The organism is Prochlorococcus sp. MIT 0916, assembly GCF_047305155.1.
GTDB lineage: Bacteria > Cyanobacteriota > Cyanobacteriia > PCC-6307 > Cyanobiaceae > Prochlorococcus_B.
The window spans coordinates 924,335-946,429 of the sequence record NZ_CP138980.1; the positions used below are offsets into that span (position 1 = coordinate 924,335).

At 36.9% G+C, this 22,095-nt stretch carries 24 protein-coding genes; 15 read left to right on the plus strand and 9 right to left on the minus strand.

All coding sequences use genetic code 11. From position 1 onward, the window contains the following. Window positions 1-106 precede the first annotated feature (106 nt). From rpaB to SIB53_RS04775, 5 genes are read left to right on the plus strand one after another with little or no spacing between them, the layout of a single operon-like run. Window positions 107-853 (plus strand): response regulator transcription factor RpaB, encoded by a 747-nt coding sequence (rpaB, locus tag SIB53_RS04755; protein ID WP_413679048.1) that lies wholly within the window; start codon window positions 107-109, stop codon window positions 851-853. Then, complete coding sequence (plsX, locus tag SIB53_RS04760; RefSeq protein WP_413679049.1) at window positions 843-2,180, plus strand: phosphate acyltransferase PlsX; 1,338 nt, start codon at window positions 843-845, stop codon at window positions 2,178-2,180. Before rpaB ends, plsX begins: the two co-directional genes overlap by 11 nt. A 53-nt stretch (window positions 2,181-2,233) precedes the next feature. Next, window positions 2,234-3,250, plus strand: a complete 1,017-nt coding sequence (locus SIB53_RS04765) for a beta-ketoacyl-ACP synthase III (protein WP_413679050.1) — start codon at window positions 2,234-2,236, stop codon at window positions 3,248-3,250. 27 nt (window positions 3,251-3,277) lie between these two features. Next, window positions 3,278-4,174, plus strand: a complete 897-nt coding sequence (fabD, locus tag SIB53_RS04770; RefSeq protein WP_413679051.1) for an ACP S-malonyltransferase — start codon at window positions 3,278-3,280, stop codon at window positions 4,172-4,174. A gap of 2 nt (window positions 4,175-4,176) precedes the next feature. Beyond that, window positions 4,177-4,857 carry a lysophospholipid acyltransferase family protein gene (locus SIB53_RS04775; RefSeq protein ID WP_413679052.1) on the plus strand — a complete coding sequence of 227 codons (681 nt, stop codon included), beginning with the start codon at window positions 4,177-4,179 and terminating at the stop codon, window positions 4,855-4,857. Window positions 4,858-4,905: 48 nt separating this feature from the next. Here the strand turns inward: SIB53_RS04775 and tsaB are convergent, their stop codons facing one another. Next, window positions 4,906-5,532 carry a tRNA (adenosine(37)-N6)-threonylcarbamoyltransferase complex dimerization subunit type 1 TsaB gene (gene tsaB / locus SIB53_RS04780; protein WP_413679053.1) on the minus strand — a complete coding sequence of 209 codons (627 nt, stop codon included), beginning with the start codon at window positions 5,530-5,532 and terminating at the stop codon, window positions 4,906-4,908. A 53-nt stretch (window positions 5,533-5,585) separates the two neighbouring features. Then, the gene (locus tag SIB53_RS04785; protein WP_413679054.1) at window positions 5,586-5,837 is read right to left on the minus strand and encodes a Ycf34 family protein; all 252 of its coding nucleotides are present in this window, start codon (window positions 5,835-5,837) and stop codon (window positions 5,586-5,588) included. Window positions 5,838-5,866: 29 nt separating this feature from the next. Between SIB53_RS04785 and SIB53_RS04790 the strand changes: the two genes are divergently transcribed. Both SIB53_RS04790 and SIB53_RS04795 read left to right on the plus strand, forming a co-directional pair. Beyond that, window positions 5,867-7,060, plus strand: a complete 1,194-nt coding sequence (locus SIB53_RS04790; protein ID WP_413679055.1) for a CCA tRNA nucleotidyltransferase — start codon at window positions 5,867-5,869, stop codon at window positions 7,058-7,060. Between the two features lie 66 nt (window positions 7,061-7,126). Then, window positions 7,127-7,558 (plus strand): RNA recognition motif domain-containing protein, encoded by a 432-nt coding sequence (locus SIB53_RS04795; RefSeq protein ID WP_413679056.1) that lies wholly within the window; start codon window positions 7,127-7,129, stop codon window positions 7,556-7,558. Between the two features lie 4 nt (window positions 7,559-7,562). Here the strand turns inward: SIB53_RS04795 and SIB53_RS04800 are convergent, their stop codons facing one another. Together SIB53_RS04800 and pds are read right to left on the minus strand one after the other, a co-directional pair. Further along, entirely contained in the window at window positions 7,563-8,501 is a 939-nt protein-coding gene (locus SIB53_RS04800; protein ID WP_413679057.1) for a phytoene synthase, read from the minus strand. Between the two features lie 80 nt (window positions 8,502-8,581). Next, the gene (gene pds / locus SIB53_RS04805) at window positions 8,582-9,970 is read right to left on the minus strand and encodes a 15-cis-phytoene desaturase (protein WP_413679058.1); all 1,389 of its coding nucleotides are present in this window, start codon (window positions 9,968-9,970) and stop codon (window positions 8,582-8,584) included. Window positions 9,971-10,074: 104 nt separating this feature from the next. On the opposite strand from pds, the gene SIB53_RS04810 reads away from it, so the two are divergent. Continuing rightward, window positions 10,075-10,422, plus strand: coding sequence for an NAD(P)H-quinone oxidoreductase subunit M (locus SIB53_RS04810; RefSeq protein ID WP_413679059.1), 348 nt, complete (start codon window positions 10,075-10,077; stop codon window positions 10,420-10,422). Beyond that, window positions 10,419-11,078, plus strand: coding sequence for a DUF3172 domain-containing protein (locus tag SIB53_RS04815; RefSeq protein WP_413679060.1), 660 nt, complete (start codon window positions 10,419-10,421; stop codon window positions 11,076-11,078). Before SIB53_RS04810 ends, SIB53_RS04815 begins: the two co-directional genes overlap by 4 nt. Here the strand turns inward: SIB53_RS04815 and SIB53_RS04820 are convergent. After that, window positions 11,069-12,025 carry a LysR family transcriptional regulator gene (locus tag SIB53_RS04820; RefSeq protein ID WP_413679061.1) on the minus strand — a complete coding sequence of 319 codons (957 nt, stop codon included), beginning with the start codon at window positions 12,023-12,025 and terminating at the stop codon, window positions 11,069-11,071. The two genes, SIB53_RS04815 and SIB53_RS04820, sit on opposite strands and share 10 nt — an antisense overlap. Window positions 12,026-12,135: 110 nt before the next feature. Between SIB53_RS04820 and SIB53_RS04825 the strand changes: the two genes are divergently transcribed. The 5 genes from SIB53_RS04825 (at window position 12,136) to SIB53_RS04845 (ending at window position 18,861) form a co-directional block, all read left to right on the plus strand. Beyond that, the gene (locus SIB53_RS04825; protein ID WP_413679116.1) at window positions 12,136-12,882 is read left to right on the plus strand and encodes an NnrU family protein; all 747 of its coding nucleotides are present in this window, start codon (window positions 12,136-12,138) and stop codon (window positions 12,880-12,882) included. Window positions 12,883-12,907: 25 nt separating this feature from the next. Continuing rightward, a complete protein-coding gene (locus SIB53_RS04830; RefSeq protein ID WP_413679062.1) occupies window positions 12,908-14,914 on the plus strand; it encodes an NAD(P)H-quinone oxidoreductase subunit 5 in 2,007 nt (668 codons plus the stop codon). Between the two features lie 138 nt (window positions 14,915-15,052). Continuing rightward, entirely contained in the window at window positions 15,053-16,669 is a 1,617-nt protein-coding gene (locus SIB53_RS04835; RefSeq protein WP_413679117.1) for an NAD(P)H-quinone oxidoreductase subunit 4, read from the plus strand. A 63-nt stretch (window positions 16,670-16,732) separates the two neighbouring features. Continuing rightward, window positions 16,733-17,626, plus strand: coding sequence for a segregation/condensation protein A (locus SIB53_RS04840; protein ID WP_413679063.1), 894 nt, complete (start codon window positions 16,733-16,735; stop codon window positions 17,624-17,626). Between the two features lie 56 nt (window positions 17,627-17,682). Further along, a complete protein-coding gene (locus SIB53_RS04845; protein ID WP_413679064.1) occupies window positions 17,683-18,861 on the plus strand; it encodes a sugar phosphate nucleotidyltransferase in 1,179 nt (392 codons plus the stop codon). On the opposite strand, the gene SIB53_RS04850 is transcribed toward SIB53_RS04845, so the two are convergent. Further along, complete coding sequence (locus SIB53_RS04850) at window positions 18,854-19,735, minus strand: methylenetetrahydrofolate reductase (protein ID WP_413679065.1); 882 nt, start codon at window positions 19,733-19,735, stop codon at window positions 18,854-18,856. The two genes, SIB53_RS04845 and SIB53_RS04850, sit on opposite strands and share 8 nt — an antisense overlap. Window positions 19,736-19,819: 84 nt before the next feature. Between SIB53_RS04850 and SIB53_RS04855 the strand changes: the two genes are divergently transcribed. After that, window positions 19,820-20,092 (plus strand): helix-turn-helix domain-containing protein, encoded by a 273-nt coding sequence (locus SIB53_RS04855; protein WP_269604263.1) that lies wholly within the window; start codon window positions 19,820-19,822, stop codon window positions 20,090-20,092. A gap of 246 nt (window positions 20,093-20,338) precedes the next feature. On the opposite strand, the gene SIB53_RS04860 is transcribed toward SIB53_RS04855, so the two are convergent. Genes SIB53_RS04860 through nuoK form a run of 3 tightly spaced genes read right to left on the minus strand, consistent with a single transcriptional unit; the run spans window position 20,339 to window position 22,087 of the window. Continuing rightward, window positions 20,339-20,836 (minus strand): CYTH domain-containing protein, encoded by a 498-nt coding sequence (locus SIB53_RS04860; protein WP_413679066.1) that lies wholly within the window; start codon window positions 20,834-20,836, stop codon window positions 20,339-20,341. Between the two features lie 6 nt (window positions 20,837-20,842). Next, window positions 20,843-21,748: an NAD(+) kinase gene (locus tag SIB53_RS04865; protein ID WP_413679067.1), complete on the minus strand. Its 906-nt coding sequence runs from the start codon at window positions 21,746-21,748 to the stop codon at window positions 20,843-20,845. 9 nt (window positions 21,749-21,757) lie between these two features. Beyond that, window positions 21,758-22,087, minus strand: coding sequence for an NADH-quinone oxidoreductase subunit NuoK (gene nuoK, locus SIB53_RS04870; RefSeq protein ID WP_269604270.1), 330 nt, complete (start codon window positions 22,085-22,087; stop codon window positions 21,758-21,760). Window positions 22,088-22,095 lie beyond the last annotated feature (8 nt).

A 22,095-nucleotide genomic window follows, 5' to 3' on the forward strand; every position in this document is an offset into this window, starting at 1 on the left:
TAGTTGTAAAAAGGAAGTTGGCTGTAGTTGAATAAAGATAGTGATCTTTCAATGTTGGTGAACCTTCACTTAAGATCTTGTCGCAGCCGCCAAAGCTAAGGAACACATGACGGCCACAAGTCCCTCAAAGGAAACCATCCTCGTAGCTGATGATGAGGCAAGTATTAGGAGGATCCTAGAAACTCGCCTATCTATGATTGGCTATCAGGTCGTTACAGCTTGTGATGGTAACGAGGCACTTGATCTTTTTAGAAATTGTGAGCCTGATTTGGTTGTTCTTGATGTCATGATGCCTAAATTGGATGGATACGGAGTTTGCCAAGAACTAAGAAAGGAATCAGATGTCCCAATAGTTATGCTGACAGCATTAGGAGATGTTGCGGACAGAATTACTGGTTTAGAACTTGGTGCTGATGATTATGTTGTTAAGCCATTTAGCCCAAAAGAATTAGAAGCCAGGATTAGATGTGTTTTAAGAAGAGTAGAAAAAGAACAAATCGCTGGACTACCTAATTCAGGTGTTATTGCGGTTATGAATTTAAAGATTGATACTAATAAACGCCAGGTTTATAGGAATGATGAACGAATTAGATTGACAGGCATGGAGTTTAGTCTTTTAGAGCTTCTAGTTAGTCGTTCAGGAGAACCTTTCAGTAGGGGTGAGATTCTTAAAGAAGTTTGGGGATATACGCCTGAAAGACATGTTGATACAAGAGTAGTGGATGTTCATATTTCTAGACTTAGATCAAAACTTGAGGATGATCCAGCAAACCCAGAACTAATTCTTACTGCAAGAGGAACAGGTTATCTTTTTCAAAGAATTGTTGATTCTATGATTCCTGATGGATCATAAATCAGTGGAAAAAAATAATTTAAACAATAAAACAAATCGCTCGAAGGCCATTAGAAGATTGGTGATTTGGTATCGACGAAACTCTGCTGTAACAAGTCTTGTTGACACAGCAACAAGCTCAGCTTCAGCAGCCAGCAATGTCGCTGGAACAGTAGTTTCTAATGCTGGTTCTGTTGTAACAAGTGCTGGATCAATAGCTAGGAGTACATTAGAACCATTTGTATTTGATCCTCTCAGGAGACTTCAAGGTGGAGAAATTGCAGAGGAAAAAAATGGAATTCAAGATTCCGAAAGGATTTGGGTTGCGGTCGATGGAATGGGAGGAGATTTTGCACCTGGAGCGATTCTTGATGGTTGTTTGAAATCTTTGTCATTGCTTCCATTGAAAATTAAGTTTGTGGGTGAACTTGAGAAAGTCGAAAAAGCAGCTATTGAATCTGGTCTAGAAGAAGCTCTAGAAAAAGCTATAGATAATGGGAATTTTGAATTGATTCCGAGTGGCCTTTCAGTTGGTATGGATGAAGAAGCCACTGCAGTGCGTAAAAAAAAGGATGCGAGCATAAATATCGCAATGAAATTGGTTAAAGAAGGAAAAGCAATGGGTGTTTATTCAGCTGGAAACTCTGGGGCAATGATGGCTTCAGCAATTTTTAAATTGGGACGTTTAAAAGGAATAGATCGCCCAGCAATTGGAGCACTATTCCCAACTAAAGATCCTGGCCAACCGGTATTGGTTTTAGATGTTGGAGCAAATATGGATTGCAAGCCAACCTATTTGTATCAATTTGCTCTTCTAGGAAATATCTATTCTCGAGATGTTTTGCAGGTAGAAAAACCAAGAATAGGATTATTGAATATTGGTGAAGAATCCTGCAAGGGTAATGATCTTTCTCTAGCAACTTACAAACTTTTAAACGAGGAAAAACGTTTTTGCTTTTCTGGAAATTGTGAAGGAAGAGATGTTTTATCGGGTGATTTTGATGTTGTAGTTTGTGATGGATTTACAGGAAACATTTTGTTGAAATTTTTAGAATCGGTAGGAAGTGTTCTTTTGGGAGTATTGAGGGCTGAGTTGCCAAGGGGAAGAAGAGGAAAAGTTGGTTCTGCTTTCTTAAGAAATAATTTGAAAAGAATAAAGAAGCGTCTAGATCACGCCGAACATGGTGGGGCTTTGCTTTTAGGAATCAATGGAATTTGTGTTGTTGGTCACGGTGGAAGTAAAGCTTTATCTGTTTTGAGTGCTTTAAGAGTTGTTCATTCAGCTGCAAGCCATGGTGTTATGGATGATTTAGCGGATTTAAATCATCCAGATGTTTTGAAGGTCTAATTGGAACTGTCCTAACATGTGATTGACTTATTCAATGAAGGCTTTTTTTAGATTTGATTAGCAATTCTCAATTTGACTCTGGTATATCTTTTGTGGGGTGTGGAAGCGCTACTCCTCAAAAGATCATTAATAATGATCAACTTGGTCAGAGAGTAGATACTAATGATCAATGGATTCAAAGTAGAACTGGAATTAGAGAAAGAAGGGTTATTGGAGAAAATGAAACTTTGATTGATCTAGCTACAGATGCTGCTTTTAATGCAGCTCAAATGGCTAACTGGGACGTAAAGACTATTGATTTAATAATTCTTGCAACATCTACTCCAGAAGATTTATTTGGCTCGGCGCCTAAAATTCAATCAAATTTGGGAGCTTCTAATGCAGTTGCTTTTGACTTAACTGCTGCTTGTAGTGGATTTTTATTTGCTTTAGTTACTGCATCACACTATTTAGCTTCTGGCTCTATGAAAAGAGCTGTTGTTATTGGTGCAGATCAATTATCAAAATGGGTTGATTGGGATGACAGAAAGACTTGTGTTTTGTTTGGGGATGGAGCAGGCGCTTTGGCAGTGGAGGCTATTGATGGAGAAACTGGTTTAATTGGATATGATTTGAAATCGGATGGAAGTAGAGGCGATTGCTTAAATCTCTCTCAAAGCAATATTTTTTTAGATTTAGTTCAAGGATCTACCCATCAAAAAGGAGAATATTTACCGATAAAAATGGAAGGGAAAGAGGTTTATAAGTTTGCTGTTAAAGAAGTACCTATTATTCTTGGAAAACTTTTAGATAACCATCAGATTGATTCGAAGAGTATTGATTGGCTCCTATTACACCAAGCTAATCAAAGAATTCTTGATGCAGTAGCCTCAAGATTTTCAATACCATCAGAAAAAGTGCTTTCAAATTTGAAACACTATGGAAATACCTCTGCAGCAACTATCCCATTAATGCTTGATGAGGCAGTTAGAGATCAAAGGATTAAATCAGGGGATCTAATAGCATGTAGTGGATTTGGCGCTGGCTTGAGTTGGGGAGCAGCTTTGTTTTATTGGCATGGTCCCTATTAAGCTGTTTAATAATTAATCTAGAAAATTATGACTATTGCCTGGGTTTTTCCTGGACAAGGCTCTCAAAAATTAGGTATGGCAAATTCGTTATTAGACTTGCCTGGCTCAAGAGATAGATTTGATTTGGCTTCAGAAATTCTTGGAAGAGATCTTTGGAAAATTTGTTGTGGTGAAGGGGTTCCAAATGAAGAAATATATGATTTAAATGATACGAGAAATACTCAACCAGCACTTTTCGTTGTTGAGTCATTATTAGTAGATGATTTAAAAAGACAAAAGAGGGAGTCCCATATAATTGCAGGACACAGTCTTGGAGAAATAGTTGGTCTCTATTCAGCAGATGTTTTAGATGCGAAGACAGCGTTATTGCTATTAAAGAAAAGATCTGAATTGATGGCATCGGCAGGAGGAGGCGCAATGATTGCTGTTTTGGGCTTTGATCGAAATGAATTAGATGATTTGATTAGAGAAATTGAGGGGGCTGCAATAGCCAATGACAATAGTGAATCTCAAGTTGTTTTATCTGGTTCTCCAGAAGCAGTGAAGAAAGTGACTGATAATTTAAAATGTAAAAGAGCAATTCCTTTACAAGTTTCAGGAGCTTTTCACTCTTTATTTATGACTGAGGCATCTAAAAGTTTTGCTGAGGAACTTGATCAAGTAGCTTTTAAAGATGCTCAAGTTCCAGTTCTGAGCAATGTTGATCCAACTCCAACTTTAAGTGGCGACATACTGAAGGAGCGCTTAAAAAAACAAATGACTACTGGAGTGAGGTGGAGAGAAACTATGGAAATAATGCAAAAAGAAGGTATAACCACAATGGTTGAGATTGGGCCAGGAAACGTGCTTACTGGGCTTGCTAAACGATCAATGAAAGGGGTTCTGCTAAGTCAAATATCAGATGCAAGTGACTTGGGTTATTGATTTTGGAGCAATTTAGAATTTATACAGGAGTTGAAAAAATCCATAAAACTAAACCTCGACAAAGTTTTGTTTATGGTTGCGTTAGTTATCTATTCGTTTTCCCGATTTTTCGTTTTTTGTTTAGAGGCCAAACAATAGGAATTTCGAATTTACCCAAGACGGGGGGAGTTGTAGTTGTTTCGAATCATGGTTCCCATCTAGACCCCCCGATTTTGGGTCATGCTTTGGGCAGGCCGGTAGCTTTCATGGCAAAATCTGAACTTTTTAAGATCCCTATTTTATCGTTGATAATTTCTGCTTGTGGTGCCTATTCAGTTAAGAGGGGAGCTGGAGATAGAGAGGCAATAAGAAACGCATCTAATCGACTAAGTGAAGGTTGGGCTACGGGTGTGTTTTTAGATGGAACCAGACAAGAAAATGGGAGGGTTAATGATCCTAAAGCAGGAGCTGCTCTTCTTGCTGCGAGGACAGGTGCCCCTATTCTTCCTGTGGCAATAGTTAATAGTCACAGAGCTTTTCCAAAAGGATCTCTTCTTCCCCGATTTGTCACTATTCATCTAAGAGTTGGTGAATTAATTCAACCTCCTAAAACAAAGAAAAGAGAAGATTTAACATCAATAACTAAAGAAATTCAAGTATCTATAAATTCAATGTTAGATAAAGGCTTAATAAAGAATATCTGAAATTATGTTATCTCTATAAGATTAGAAAATCTTAGAACTTATGCATATTTATTTTAGATTATCAATCGGTGAGGTTGGATAGATGGGTAATGTCTTTCCCCAATTAGACTGAACTTTTGAATTTTGACAATATTGAGAAAAATTTATAAGCGAAATAATATCTTTTTCTATATTATTGGAGGCTTTAATTGAAGGATTGATCAGTTTTTTATTGCTTATTATTTGAGGGGAAATTATTTCATTAAATTCATAAAAATTTGACTCTTGATGAATTTTAATTAGTTGATATTTTCCTGCCACGATTCCTCTACGTGGTAAAAAATCTTTAATCCAAAATGGATTAAAGATTTGGTTTTTAGAGAGGTTTTTGTAAAGTCTTGGAGCCATTAAATGAAAGGAACTAATCGAATCTAATGAACAATCAATTTGTTGAGCAATAGTTCTAGCCATTGAGATTGTTAACCTTGTACTGGTAAAACTCCCAGGACCTTTAGCTACTGAAATGCGAATAATTTGCTTCCAAAACTTTTTAGGAAGAATTGTTTCTATACAACTAAATAATTTGTTTGATAATGAGCGACCAATATTAAATACTTCGCTTTTTATTATTTTTTCTGGATTTTCTGTATCTTTAATGGCTATTCCAAAGGATTCTGAACAGCTGTGTAAAGCCAATAGATATTTTGATTGTGAGTTATGGAAAATTTGCAACGAATTTATTATTATTGTTATTTTGGAATTTCTTCTCCTGGACGCAGCCTGCTCCATCTCCCTTGATCTGGTCGAAAACTATCACAACCTCTTACATCCCATTCTATACCTGTTGTGTTATCAGGCATATCGAAAATGTTTATATGTATTTTTGGATTGGCACCTTGAAAATCTGGATTTTGAGACAAATGTTTGACTCCGTGATGTTCTTCAACTTTGAAGTAGGTCTTGCATCTATCTACCCAGGCACAATCAACACAGATACACATAATTATTCAGATAAAATCTGTGCTCAATTTTGATAAGTAAGTACACACTACTATCAATTGAACTATTTGGAGATTTAAATCCCAAAGATTGGCCAATATCCATAAGTGATTTACCTCCAGGTAGTGCTTTAGTTGGCGGTTCCGTAAGGGATGGATTATTGAAGAAACTGGGCCGCAAACCTGATTTGGATTTTGTGATACCAACCAATGCAATTAAGTTCAGCAAAAGGTTATCTAAAAAAATTAATGCTACTTTTGTGAAGCTTGATGAAAAGAGAGATATTGCAAGATTAGTTGTTAATGGATGGACTCTAGATTTCGCTCGGCAGGTTGGAGAGAGTCTGAAAGATGATTTATTAAGACGTGATTTTAGAATTAATGCAATTGCTTTAAGACTTGAAGAAAAACCAGAGATTTATGACCCGACAGGCGGAATAGATGATTTAAAAAGTCAGAAAATTGTTGCAATAAGTGAAAAGAATTTAATTGATGATCCCTTAAGAATTATGAGAGGTTTTCGATTGATGTGTGAATTAGACTTTGAGTTAGAGAAAAAAACTCTAAGTTTTCTTAAAAAAAATGTAGATAAATTAAGTAATGTTGCACCTGAAAGGATAAAAATGGAGATTTTAAAAATAGTTCATGCGAGATGGAATTATTCAGTTTGGAAAACTTATCTAGAACTTCAATTATTGAAAAATTGGAATGATGGTAAGCTTGCCTCTATTGAACTAACAATAAAAGATATTTTTTTAAAAAAGCCATTACCGGGAGACTTTTTAGCCAAATTAATATGTTTACTTAGTGATGAGGGCTTGTCAAGCTTGACTTTTAGTAAAAATGAAATTAAAAGATCCAAAAATCTAAGATTTTGGGTTCATAAAATTAACAAGTTTGGTGTAGAAAATCTGTCAGAGAATGAAAGGTTTCAACTTCACGTTGATTTGGAAGAGGATTTGCCATCTTTAATTCTTTTTTTGAAAGATAAATATGCAAATGTTTGGCTAAAGCGCTGGAAAGACCCCTCTGACCCCCTCTTTCACCCCTCTTCTCCTTTGAGTGGCCATTTACTGCAAAAAGTCTTAAACATCCCCTCTGGTCCTCTCTTGGGGGAGCTTTTGAGGCATCTTTCTAAGGAAAAAGCCTATGGGCGATTCTTCACAAACCAAGAGGCTTTGGAGGTGGCTCGTAAATGGACCCTAGAGAATTCACCCTTTTTGTGATTAACTACACACAAATCAAATTAATCTCGGCCGTATGCCGTCGTCTTCTTATCCCCTTTTTTCTAAATGAGTGTTCGCCTTTACATCGGCAATTTGCCGCAGAATGTCAATGTTAAAGAACTTGATGCTCTCCTTACATCTATAGGAGAAGGTATCAAATTTAAAGCTGTTTTCGATAGAGATACCAAGGCTTGCAGGGGATTTGGTTTCGCTAATATCAAAGACGAGAATGTTGCAAATGAGCTTATTGAAAAATTAAATGGCCATGAATTCAATGGTAATAAATTGAGGGTTGAACGTTCCGAGCGGAAGGATTCAAATTCTGGGGGCTCAAGAAGAGGAGCGAGTTCTAATAATGGAAATAAAGGTTCTAATCGTAAAGATGTTAAGAAAGTTGTACATAGCGATGCACCAATTAAAGAAGCTCCTGATCCAAGATGGGCTGGTGAACTATCAAAATTGAAGGATCTTTTGGCTAATCAAAAAACACCTGTATAAATATTCAATTAAGGAGTGTTCTAAGTTTATATTTTTCATCGTTTATAGTTATCAAATAAGAGATGGGTAGGTTTATAGCTTTAACCCATCCCTTTACATATGCTCGATTGTTGAAGACGTCATAATCTAATTTTTCAATTGAATTTAGGATTCCGCTATATAGCCTTAAGGAGGTCCATATTGGCCATCTTGCATCTATGGAGAGCCATTTGATACCTTCTTCGGATTTGAGAAACCAATCTCTTGCTCTGGCTAATTGAAAAGACATTAATGCTTTCCAGTTCTCATTGATTTTCCCATTCATCAGATCTTCTTCAGAGTAATTAAATTTTGCAAGATCTTCTAATGGTAAATAAATTCGACCTCTTCCTCGATCTTCTCCAACATCTCTAAGAATATTTGTTAACTGATTCGCTATCCCTAGAGCAATTGCAGCTTTTGAAGTATCAGGACAAGGCTTATTTGGATTAGACTTATATGCAGAATCAATTCCTATTACGCCTTGAGTCATTAATCCAACTGTTCCAGCGACTCGATAACAATAGAGTTCAAGTTCGTCAAATGTTTTATATCTGGTTGTATCTAAATCCATTCGCTGGCCTTCAATCATGTCGATATAAGGCTGTATAGATTGAGGGAACTTTTGAAGAGTATCGGCTAAGACTGCATCAAGATCATCTTCAGTATTACCAGCGAAAATATTCTTTGTTTTGTCTTCCCATTTATTGAGTCTATCTGATAACTCATTTCTAGATTTTTTTTGAGCTTCAATGCTATCCATCAGCTCATCTGTCCTACGGCACCAAACATAAATAGCCCAAATTGCTTTGCGTTTAGCAGGGGGCAGCAACATGGTGCCCAGGTAGAAGGTCTTGGCCCATTGTGCAGTTTCTTTTCTGCAAGCCTCGTAGGCATCTTCTAGATTCAAAGAAGGCTTCGCCAAAATTAGAAGTTTGTAAGTTTTTGAGTGTGCATTCAGCTGTTGAATTGCAAGTTAAACAAATTGCTTTTGATACATTAAGACTAGGATGAACCTATGTCAGTCGAGATTTGGATTTTTTCTGCACATAGTTTTCCACTTAATACCGCACCTTCCATGGAAGCGAGGTATTTTTGCATTGTGTAATCACCAGTTAAGAAAAAGTTGCTTATTGGAGTCTTTTGATCTGGCCTTAAATCTTGGCATCCAGGAACAGCTTTGTAAACTGATTTAGGGGTTTTTATTACTTTGTATTTTCGCAATTTAGCTTGATTTTCCCCTGAGAAATGCATTGGGAAAAGTTTCTTTAATTCTTGCATTGTTGCATTAATTATTTCCTCATCTTTACGACCGATCCAATCTTTAGCAGGAGCAAAAACTAACTCAAGCATTGAACGATTTGGATCTTCATATTCTTTACAGGTTATGCTCATGTCTGCATAAACACTCAAAAGTGGCGATCTGCTGAATAGCAGGTGATCAATATTTGTAAGTTTTCGATCGAACCAAAGATGAATATTAATAACAGGGACTCCTTTCAGACCTTCAAGTTTTCTGAATATATCTTGAGAGGCCCATTCATTAGGCAAAATTGTTTTAAAAATATCCACTGGCATTGCGCTGACATATGCATCGGCTTCAATTTCTTTTCCATTAGACTCTTTGGCGCTACCTATTAAGAAATTTTCAACAGAGCCATCTTTTTTTAAATTTATTTTTTTAAGTGGGCTATTTAAAAATACGTCGCCTCCTAAAGCTCTGATGTGATCAACAATTGGTTGACAAAGTCTTTCTGGTGGCGCTCCATCAAGGAATGCCATTTTGGATCCATTTTTTTCTTGTAAGAAGCGGTTTAATGCAGTTAGTAAAACTGTTGAGGATATTTCATCAGGACCTATGAAATTTAGTGCCTTACTCATTGCTATAAAAACTTCATCATTTACTCTTTCGGGAATATTTTGTTTTTTTAGCCATTCGGTCCAAGAGTACCTATCACAATCTTCTACATAATTTTGGCCGCGCAACATAGCTGGTATTAGTCCTATTCCAAACGAAATTTTTTCTGGCCAAGTAAGCATGTCATTGTTGCTTAAAATTGCCGCCACTCCATTTATTGGAGCAGGAAGATCAGGGAAGTCGAAACGGCTATATGTGCCAGGTTCTTCTGGTTGGTTGAAAATCATGGAATGACTTTTCCATTGAAGACGATCTTCAATATCTAGCTCTTTAAAAAGCTGTAGCATATTTGGATATGCTCCAAAAAATATATGTAATCCAGTCTCATACCAGTCTCCATCCTCATCTTTCCAAGCAGCAACTTTTCCACCAAGTACGTTTCTTGCCTCATAAACAAAAGGCGTATGACCTGCATCGGCTAAGTATTTTGCACATGATAGTCCTGCCAATCCGGCTCCAGCGATTGCTACTCGCATACTTAAATAAAAGAGTATTTAACAACTTTAGTGATTAAGATCACCCAACAAGGGGTAACGTCGTTAAATTTGCAGTATATATTTTGGTTTGTTGTTTTAAATTCATGAGCGATACAATTTTGAAATGCACAACGAGACACGTAAGAATATTTACTGCAGTGGTAAAAAATAATGATTTAATTTTGGATAATGGACATTTGACTTTAGATATTGATCCCGATAACGAATTTCTGTGGAGTGATGAATCTATTAAAAAAGTGCAAGATTATTTTCGTGAATTAGTGGACTCTCAAGCCGATAATGAATTGAGCGATTATAGCTTGAGAAAAATAGGATCCTTGCTTGAAGATTTTATTCGGAATTTGCTGAAAGATGGAGAGCTCAGTTATAACCCCAATAGCAGGGTAATGAACTATTCCATGGGATTACCTCGAACTAAAGAATTATTATGAACCAAGGCCCATATAATCGGCGATCATCATCTCGTAGAAGATCAGATCTGGCGAGAAGACAAGAAGGGAACAGATTTAATTCTAGAAAAGATCCAAATGTTAGAGATCAATATGAATCAAGAAGCAGTCGATTTAAATCGTCAGGCCCACCAAATGGAGGAGGAGGTGGTATAAAAATCAACTCTAATTCGATTGCTATTTTAGCTGGAGTTTTGGTGATCGGTGTGGGTATAGGAAGCCTTATCACAAGCACAACTTCAGGTGGTCAGGGCAATATTGCAAGTCAGCAACAGTTGGATATGGCAGTTCCTGATCCTGACTTTTGTAGGCAATACGGTGCAAGTGCTTTTGTCATCGATATTGAAATGTATACAACCTTAAATCCCTCTACAAGCTTTGTGACACAACCTGCTCTTCAACCAGGTTGTGTAATTAGAAGAGAGAATTGGACTGTTTTGCAAAAGCAAGGAGCCATAAACAATGAAGATGTAAGAGAGTGCAAGCAGAGAATGAATACATTTGCTTATATAGGTTCAATTAGGGATCAACCAATTGTGCGTTGTGTTTATCAAGCAGATGTTAATGAAAATAAATTTATAATTAAAGGGGCTGAAGAAGATGCTGTTGGTATTAATAAAGAAGCGATTCAGTTCTGATGTTCAGCATTGAATAGCGGAGAAAATGAACTGGCAAAAAAAGGTAAAATGTCTTGTTTAAATGCTTCAGAAGCTCTTGATGAATATCTGCCAGGATTTGTTATCACCTTTAGTTCTCTTTTAACTTCAAGATCAGCAATAATTGCTCTGTGGATACTTCCTCCTGAGAGTTCTCTTTCAATAGATACAACTGGTAGAAAAGCCGCTCCTAGGTCGGATTGAACAGCATTTTTAATAGCTTCAAGAGAATTTAATTCCATCTCTATATGTAATCTTTGCACGTCTAGTCCTGAAGAAGATAGTAGTTGATCAACAACTTTTCTTGTAGTTGATTGATTATCTAAGGTTATAAATCTTAGACTATATAAATCTTCTTTTGTAAGTTCTTTTGACTTTGCTAATTGATGATTAGTTGGTAAAACAAGGGCTAATTCATCAGTTGCAAAAGGGATAACTTGTAATGATTCATTTAATTCTAATGGAAGTTGGCCTCCGATAATAGCTATGTCAATTTGCCCGTTTGCAACACTCCATCCAGTTCTTCTAGTGCTATGGATTTGGAGTTGAACTGAAACTTCTGGATACTTTTGTCTGAAGAGTCCAATCATTCTTGGCATCAAGTAAGTACCAGTGGTTTGGCTGGCTCCAATAATGAGAGAGCCCCCTCTGAGATTATTTAAATCTTCAATTGCTTTGCAAGTCTCTTGGCACTCTCCTAGAATTTTTTCACAGTAATTGAGAAGAAGTTTTCCAGCTTCAGTTAATTGAGCTTTTCGACCACCTCTATCAAAAATGGCAATTTCTAGTTGTTTTTCCAGATTTTGCACTTGCAAGCTAACAGCAGGTTGAGTCACAAAGAGACTGTCAGCCGCTTTTTTAAAGCTCCCCTCGTCCACAATTGCTTTGAGGATTCTTAGTTGATCAAGAGTAAATGGAATCTCGGCCATGGTGGCAGGTCTTCATGGCAGTTATTAAAATAAAATGTAGGAAAAAACAAGACCAACTGTTGATCCGGTATGGATCTAATAATTTATTCAAGGGCTTTTTTATAGAACTAATGGCATTTTTAGATACTCATAGTTCTAGTTTTGTGATGATATTACTTTTATTTTGCTTTGCTGTTATTCATAGTGGTGGAGCAGCTTTAAGGACGAAAGCAGAGAGTTTAATTGGTGCGAGAGCATGGAGATTGATTTTTGCTTTTGCAAGTATTCCTTCAGCTGTTGTTTTGATTGGTTATTTTATTGCCCATCGATACGATGGAATTAGATTTTGGAATTTTCAAGGGGTTAGAGAACTAATCCCTGTGATTTGGATTTTGAGTGCAATTAGTTTTCTTTTTTTGTATCCAGCTACATATAACCTTTTAGAAATACCTGCAGTATTGAAGCCCAAAGTTAGGATCTATGCTTCAGGTATTATCAGAGTTACTCGCCATCCCCAGGCCATTGGTCAAATTATTTGGTGTTTTGCACATTTACTTTGGATAGGCACAAGTTTTACTCTTGTGACTTGCTTGGGATTAATTGCACATCATTTATTCGCTATTTGGCATGGAGATAAAAGACTTAGCCTCAAATTCGGAAAAGAATTTGAGGATGTGAAGAAAAAAACATCAATAGTTCCGTTTTTAGCTGTGTTGGATGGACGACAAAGATTAGAAATAAAAGAATTTCTAAGGCCTTCTCAAATGGGCATTCTTATTGCAGTGTTTTTTTTCTGGTGGTCTCATAAATTTATTTCTGTTGGAGCTCAGAAATTTCTCTCTTTCGATTTAACTGAATTACTAGCCAGAATTGCTTAAACTTATCTCAATATGATTTAGCTGGATGCATTCGGCTGCAGATTTTGCTTGGTTAATTCCTCTGCTCCCTCTTTGTGGGGCAGTTTTGATTGGTTTGGGATTGATTAGTTTTAACGATCTTTTCAACCGTTCTAGAAAACCCGTTGCGATAACCCTTTTAACTTCTGTAGGAGCTTCGGCATTTATTAGCTATGCAGTTTTGGCTGAGCAACTCTCAGGCAAGCCTCCAGTTGAGCATTTGTTTATATGGGCAAGTGCAGGATCTTTTGAGTTGCCAATGGGATATGTGATTGATCCTTTAGCGGCAGTCATGCTCGCTCTAGTAACTACAATTGCTTTCTTGGTAATGATTTATTCCCATGGTTATATGGCACATGATCCTGGGTATGTTCGTTTTTTTACTTATTTAGCCTTATTTAGCAGTTCAATGCTTGGGCTAATTGTTAGTCCAAACTTGCTTGAAATATATGTTTTTTGGGAATTGGTTGGGATGTGTTCATACTTACTCGTTGGCTTTTGGTATGACAGAGATGGTGCTGCACATGCAGCTCAAAAGGCTTTTATCGTAAATAGAGTGGGAGACTTTGGCTTATTGCTTGGTATTTTGGGTCTTTTTTGGGCAACAGGCAGTTTTGATTTTAATGGAATCGCTGAAGGACTTTCAGAGGCAGTTAGTTCTGGGGCAGTTCCTATTTGGGCGGCTTTGACTCTTTGCATACTTGTTTTTATGGGACCAATGGCAAAGTCTGCACAATTTCCTTTACATGTTTGGTTGCCTGATGCAATGGAAGGTCCAACTCCAATATCTGCCCTTATTCATGCAGCAACAATGGTTGCAGCAGGAGTTTTTTTAGTAGCAAGGCTTGATCCTCTGTTTAGCCAGTTCCCATTGGTTGGATTATTCATCGCAATTATTGGAACAGTAACTTGTTTCCTAGGAGCATCTATCGCCTTGACACAAATGGATTTGAAAAAAGGACTGGCTTACAGCACTGTTTCTCAACTTGGATACATGATGCTTGCAATGGGGTGTGGTGCGCCAGTTGCAGGAATGTTCCACCTTGTTACTCATGCTTGTTTTAAGGCAATGTTATTCCTTGGCTCAGGTTCAGTTATTCATGCGATGGAGGAGGTGGTTGGTCATGAACCAATTCTTGCTCAAGACATGCGATTAATGGGAGGCCTGCGTAAAAAAATGCCTATCACAGCAATAACTTTTTTCATTGGTTGTATTGCTATCAGTGGCATACCCCCTCTAGCAGGTTTTTGGAGTAAAGATGAAATTCTTGGTCAAGCATTTTATAGTTTCCCATTACTTTGGTTTATTGGCTTTTTAACGGCAGGAATGACAGCTTTTTACATGTTCAGGCTTTATTTTCTTACATTTGAGGGAGAGTTTAGAGGCGAAAATCAAGAGATGCAGCTTTCTTTGCTTGCTTTAGCTGGGAAAGAACAAGATGAAGAACATGAAGAGAATGAAATTGGCAAGATACATGAATCTGCATGGCCTATGACACTCCCATTGGTAGTTTTGGCAATCCCTTCTGTCTTTATTGGATTTTTAGGAGTTCCTTGGAACAGCATATTTGCAAACTTATTAGACCCTCGTGAGGCTATTGAAGCGGCAGAAAAGTTTAGTTGGGGAGAATTTCTTCCTCTAGCTATTGCATCCATAGCTATCTCCTCTACAGGGATACTATTAGCGGTGTTAACTTATTATTTGAAACAACTTGATCTTGGTGTTTCTTTATCCAAGAAATACCCTCAAATCAATTCATTTCTTCAGAATAAATGGTATTTGGATGACATAAATGAGAAAATTTTTGTAAAAGGTAGTAGAAAGCTTGCTAGAGAAGTACTTGAAGTAGATGCAAAAGTAGTTGATGGAGTGGTTAATCTGACTGGATTATTGACTCTCGGTAGTGGAGAAGGACTCAAATATTTCGAGACAGGAAGAGCTCAGTTTTATGCATTGATTGTTTTTGGAGGAGTCATTGCGCTGGTTGCACTTTTTGGCGTTGCAGGGGCATAATTTACATAATTTTTTTAGGTGTGTGTTTCATCCCCTATCTAGAGGATGCCAATAATCTCATAATTTCTAAACTCAAAAAGTGGTGATTAATTTCGAGTTTTGGAATTCGCTCTCAATACAAGTTTGAACCTAGGAACAATCCCAATTCCTGAGCCAATTCAAGCCGATTTCCCTTGGTTAAGTTTATCTATATTGTTTCCCATTGTGGGAGCATTAATTGTTCCTTTTATCCCAGATAAAGGGGAAGGAAAAGAAGTTCGATGGTATGCCCTAATAATTGCTTTAATTACTTTTCTAATTACTGTTGGTGCTTATTTCAAAGGTTTTGATCCAAGTCAAGAAGGCTTGCAATTATATGAAAAAGTTAGTTGGCTCCCAGATCTTGGATTGACTTGGTCTGTTGGCGCAGACGGCTTGTCAATGCCATTGATATTGCTTACTAGTTTCATCACTTCTCTTGCGGTTTTGGCGGCGTGGCCAGTGAGCTACAAACCAAAATTATTTTTCTTTTTAATTCTCGCAATGGATGGCGGCCAGATCGCTGTATTTGCTGTTCAAGATATGTTGCTTTTCTTTCTGGCTTGGGAATTGGAGTTGTTCCCGGTGTATTTATTCCTTGCGATCTGGGGCGGAAAGAAAAGGCAATATGCAGCGACAAAATTTATTATTTACACAGCAGGTAGCTCGTTATTTATTCTTCTTGCTGGTCTTGCAATGGGTTTCTTTCAAGGGGGAGGAATCCCAGATTTCGGTTATACCCATTTAGCTCAGCAAAATTTTGGTAAGGGGTTTCAACTTCTTTGTTATTCAGGTTTGTTAATAGCTTTTGGCGTAAAACTTCCTATTGTTCCCCTTCATACATGGTTGCCTGATGCGCATGGAGAAGCCACTGCTCCAGTTCATATGCTCTTAGCAGGAATATTGTTGAAGATGGGTGGATATGCTCTTCTTAGATTCAACGCACAATTACTGCCTGATGCACATGCTCAATTTGCACCATTGTTAATAGTTCTTGGAGTAGTAAATATTATTTATGCTGCTTTAACTTCTTTTGCTCAACGAAATTTAAAAAGGAAAATTGCTTATAGCTCAATAAGTCATATGGGCTTTGTTTTGATAGGTATCGGAAGTTTTAGTTCTTTAGGAACTAGTGGTGCGATGTTGCAAATGGTTAGCCACGGTTTAATAGGAGCAAGTTTGTTTTTCCTTGTTGGTGCTACTTACGACAGAACGCATACCCTTCAATTAGATGAGATGGGGGGTATTGGGCAAAATATGAGGATTATGTTTGCTTTATGGACAGCATGTGCTTTCGCTTCTCTTGCTTTACCAGGAATGAGTGGATTCATCTCAGAATTAATGGTCTTTGTTGGGTTTGTAACCGATGAAATTTATACCCTTCCTTTTAGGATTGTGATTGCATCATTAGCTGCAATTGGAGTTATTTTGACGCCTATATATTTATTGTCGATGTTAAGAGAGATTTTCTTCGGCAAAGAGAATGCGAAGTTAATATCTAAAGCAAAGTTGGTAGATGCAGAACCTAGAGAAATATATATTATTGCTTGTTTATTAGTGCCAATTATTGGCATTGGCTTGTATCCAAAAATCATGACAGATACTTATATTTCATCAATTGATGGATTGGTTGAAAGAGATTTGTTAGCCGTTGAAAGAACAAGAACTAACCAAACACAAATTATTAGTAATACAAATTTATCCCTTGGGACAATTGCAGCCCCTCTTCTAGATTGAACATTTTTCAACTGGCATTACATCTGATATAGAGATAACTTTCTTTTAGATTCATAGTTTTCTTTGCCAGTTGATCTTTTAACTCAAGCTGCAGATTCTGGCGCGAGACTAGCTATCCGTTTATTGCAAGATGCTGCTCAAAGAGGCGATATTGATCCTTGGGATGTGGATGTTATTCCAGTTGTAGATGGTTTTTTGGACCAACTTAAACAGCGTATTGAACTTCCAAAAAAGATCTCAAAACATCTCAGCCAGATTGGTGGAAGTTACGAGGTTGATCTTGCTCAGAGTAGTGAGGCTTTTTTAGCGGCTTCTGTATTGGTTGGTTTAAAGGCAGAGGTGCTTGAGTCAGAGATGTTCTCTGCTGAGATGGAAGTAGAAGATGATTCCGGTTTTGATTATGGCGAACAGGGTTGGTTAGATGATAGTTTTCAATTACCTCTTCGACCAGAGAGACATCTTTTAAGAAGGCCTGTTGCACCTCCTCCATTTAGAAGGCCAGTTACGCTTGGAGAATTAATAAATCAGCTTGAGACAATTGCAGAATCTTTGAAAAATGATGAATTGCAAAACCGTAGAAAGTTACGACAGAAAAAATTAAGTAATCGGGAGGTTATTGCTCAAGTATCATCCCTTGCTCATAGAGAAAAATTACCAGAAACCACAGCGGCGCTTGCGATTTTTATAAGTAAGTGGGAGCAGGCCCTGCACTGGGTTGATTTTGAATTATTAGTTGATAATTGGAAAGAAAATTCTGCCTCAGACAATTTGGATACCGATAGAGTAGGTGTCTTTTGGGCTTTGTTGTTTTTATGTTCTCAGGGCAAGGTGGAGATTAATCAAAAAGGGTCTTTGTTCTCTCCCATAAGTATAAAGAGGCTTTTAGAACCTGGAATGGTTGCTCAACTTCCCCTGGCTTCTCTAGACGTGACAGATGGCTCGCCGGCTGCTGCTTAGCTCTTTGTGGAGGCAGCATTCTATGTTGGCCTTGTGTAGCTTAGGTTAAACCGCCTATGAAGGCGATGATCCTGGCGGCTGGGAAAGGAACCCGAGTTCAGCCGATCACTCATGTGATTCCAAAACCAATGATTCCTATCCTTCAGAAACCTGTAATGGAGTTTCTGTTGGAACTTCTCAAGGAGCATGGTTTTACTGAGGTTATGGTTAATGTTTCCCATTTAGCAGAAGAAATAGAAAATTATTTTCGAGATGGACAAAGATTTGGAGTTGAAATTGCATATAGCTTTGAAGGCCGTATTGAAGATGGAGAATTAATTGGTGACGCACTTGGCTCAGCGGGCGGGCTGAAGAAAATTCAAGATTTTCAAAAGTTTTTTGATGATACTTTTGTCGTCTTGTGTGGAGATGCATTAATTGATTTGGATTTATCTGAAGCTGTAAAACGACATAAAGAAAAAGGTGCTTTAGCTAGTTTGATTACAAAACGTGTTTCAAAAGATCAAGTAAGTAGTTATGGCGTTGTTGTAACTGATGAAGAAGATCGAGTTAAAGCTTTTCAAGAAAAACCTTCTATAGATAATGCACTGGGAGATACTATTAATACTGGAATTTATTTATTTGAACCTGAAATTTTTGATTATATTCCCTCTGGAAAACCCTTTGATATTGGCTCAGATTTGTTTCCGAAATTAGTAGAAGAAGGTGCACCTTTCTATGCTTTACCTATGGATTTTGAGTGGGTTGACATTGGTAAAGTTCCAGATTATTGGAGAGCAATAAGGAATGTTCTGAAAGGTGATGTTAGACAAGTTGAAATTCCAGGAAAGCAAGTAAGACCAGGGATCTATACAGGTTTAAATGTTGCAGCTAATTGGGATAAAATAAATGTAAAAGGACCTATATATGTTGGTGGAATGACAAGAATTGAAGATGGTGTAACTATAGTTGGTCCTTCTATGATTGGTCCGAGTTGTTGTATTTGTGAAGGTGCAACAATTGATAATTCAATAATCTTTGATTATTCACTTATTGGACCTGGTGTACAACTTGTAGAGAAGTTAGTTTTTGGTAGATATTGTGTTGGTAAAGAAGGTGATCATTTTGATTTACAGGAAGCTGCTTTAGATTGGTTGATAACTGATGCTAGAAGACAAGACTTAGGCGAACCGTCACCTCAACAAAAAGCAATGGCTGAATTATTAGGTACTGATCTGATTGGCTCTTCTAATTAATATTTGCTCTATCTAAAATTATTGGTATTTGTTGCTCTGCTTTAACCGCCATAAGGTGAACTCCTTGAGTAATTTCTAGAAAAATTTTTACTTGCTCAGCAGCAATTGATATTCCTTCATCAATAGGGTTTTTTGAAGTTTCAAGTCTGGAAATAATTGATTCTGGTATGCATGCTCCGGGTACTACACGATTGATGAATTGAGCATTTTTGGCTGATTTAAGTAGAAAAACTCCAGCTAAAACTGGAATTTTCATCGGCTCTGTTATTTCTTTGCAAAATCTTTCAAGTACTTTGGGATCCATAACCATTTGGGTTTGAAGGAAATTTGCACCCGCATTTTTTTTGAGTTCTATTCTTCTTCTCAAACCATCAAATCCTCTACAATTTGGATCAGCGGCGGCTCCAGCAAACAAATTAGTTGGGCCATCAGGTAACAAATCAGATACTGGATCTATCCCTTTGTTAAGTGATGTGACTTGATCAATAAGTTCTATTGAGTTTAGATCTTGAACTGATTTCGCCTGAGATTGATCCCCTACTCGTACTGGATCGCCCGTTAAACAGAGGATATTTTTTATTCCTAATGCATGCGCTCCTAGTAATTCAGCTTGTAATGCGATTCGATTCCTGTCCCTGCATGATAACTGCAGAACTGGTTCAAGATTTGCGTCTAAAAGCAGCTTGCATAAGGCTAGGCTGCTCATTCTCATGATTGCCCTGCTGCCATCTGTAACATTAAAACCATGCACAAGGCCTTTTAATTTGATTGCTTTTGACAGAGCTGAAGCTGTATCCCCTCCCCTAGGGGGCATTATTTCAGCAGTAATAGCTGATAAGCCAGATTCAAGACGATTTTGAAGTTTAGATTTCACATGTATTTTTTACTAGATAATTACTATCGGTGATTAAAGGCCCTAATCTAAGTAGTATTAATTAATGAGTTGTGAGTGAGGGGAATGTTTACAGGAGAGATCGCTAATTCGTCCCATATGGGACTCTCTGCTCGGGAAATGGAGATTATTGGATTAGTTGCAGATGGCCTCACTAATCAAGAGATTGCTGAAAAACTGACAATTAGCAAAAGAACTGTAGACAATCATGTGAGCAATATGTTTACAAAAACAGGCTCAAAAAACAGAGTGGCTTTATTGAACTGGGCAATGGATCATGGAAAGATTTGTCGGGATGGGTTTAATTGTTGTTCATTGCCAGATGAAACAGCTTCGTAGAAGATCTAATTATTGTCATCCTCACTGATATCTGATAATGGCATGAGAGAAAATTCAATTGAGGACAGCTCAAATAATTTTGCATATGCTATGCAAGCTTCCTTGTCATTGCAAGTGAAGCGAAGGAAACCTTCTGTGTCATAAAGACCATACAAGTTATACCTCTTGCAAAGGATGCATAGGCTCCTGGAAACTACCAGCGATAATTATAAAGACAATCTAAAGGAAGAGTCGTTTTTTTGCTTATTATTCTTGGACTTTTATCCGATCTTTTACTGACAACTGAGAAATAGGTGTTTTTGCAAGCGAAGCATTGCTCAATGATTTGATCCCAGTTATTTCTTGACCAGCCCATGATGGGATTTGAATTTCTTCAGATTCAGAATTCAATTCAATTTCAGCAATTTTTAAAGAAGAATTGGAGCCATAAAAAAGATCAACCACCCAAATTTTATTATTTATTTTTAGCTGATAACGAGTTTTAGTAATTTTATATTTAGATAATTGTATTAATTCAATAGCATCTTTTATAGGAATTGAGTATTCAAATTCATAGTTTTTTAATGCATCTAAAGAGGACTTTAGTGTTATGTATGCTTTTTTATTGTCTATTGTCCTTATGCGAGTAGCCCATTCATCTACACTGGAATTTAAGTAGGCTTGACTAAAATCTTCACTGAGTATTACCTGAGACTTCCAATCTTCATTTTCAACTAAGAACCTTCTTTCGATTTCTATTACCATAATTTATTATTTATTGCTCTCATTAAGGCTGCTGGCCCAATGAAGTTTTTGAGTTATTGTTTTATAATACGAAAGATTTTCATCTAAAATTATTATTGAGGTTGAATGATTAGATTTCTTTATTAAGCATGTATCATTAACTTCCATTAGACATCCACTAGATCCATCTAACCATAGCTTTATTTTTTGTTTCTTTTCTCTTATTGGCTTTATTACTAAATGAGATTCAGGAGGGACCACAATTGGTCTACTGGCAAGACTCATTGGACATATTGCGCTTACGATAATTGCATCTAAGGAAGGATGTATTATTGGCCCTCCCGCGGCCATAGAGTAGGCAGTAGAGCCTGTTGGTGTTGAGAAAATAAGTCCATCTCCTTTGTATTTGTCAACAGCTTCACCATCTATTTCAAGCTCAAGGCTGCAAGTCGGTGATATTTCTTCTGTGCAAGATCGTAAATAAAAATCATTGAGTGCAAAAAATGATCTTTTAATTTTGTTTTCTTGATTTTTATTTTCGGCAAATATAGTTGCTTCAAGCATCATTCTTTTTTGTATATTAAAACTATTATTTGAAACCCTTTCCCAAAAATTCTCTTGCTTTAAGATATGACGATCGTGGGTCAAAAAGCCTAGATTACCTCCAACATTGAAACTTAAAATAGGTATGTTTTTTGGGGATAAAAATCTGGCGGCCCGTAAAACTGTTCCATCACCTCCTAAAACAAGAGCGATTTCAGGTAAAATCTCAGATAATGAAAGTAATTGATTAATATTATTGGTTTCATTACTTATCTCTGAAAATAAAACTTTTTTTCCATAACCTTCAATTATTTTTTTACAATTTAAGGTTTCTTTATATGCTGCATCGCTATCTGATCTATATAAGATCCAGATCAGATTTATTGTCATTGATAATACCTACCATTTGAGTAGATTAAAACTTTCCATATCAATAGTAACTCTATTTCTATACAATGAAAGTAGTATTGCAAGTCCAACAGCGGCCTCGGCCGCTGCTACTGTAATAACAAAAATTGAAAATACTTGTCCTCTAATTATTGATCCATCTATATAGGATGAAAAACTCATAAGATTTATATTTACTGCATTTAACATCAATTCAATACTCATTAAAACTCGTACAGCATTTCGACTATTTATTAATCCCCAGACACCTGTACAGAAAAGAAATGCAGCAACTATAAGATAAGCCTGAAGAGGTACTGGTCCAATAGAATTCTCTAACATCTTTAGTA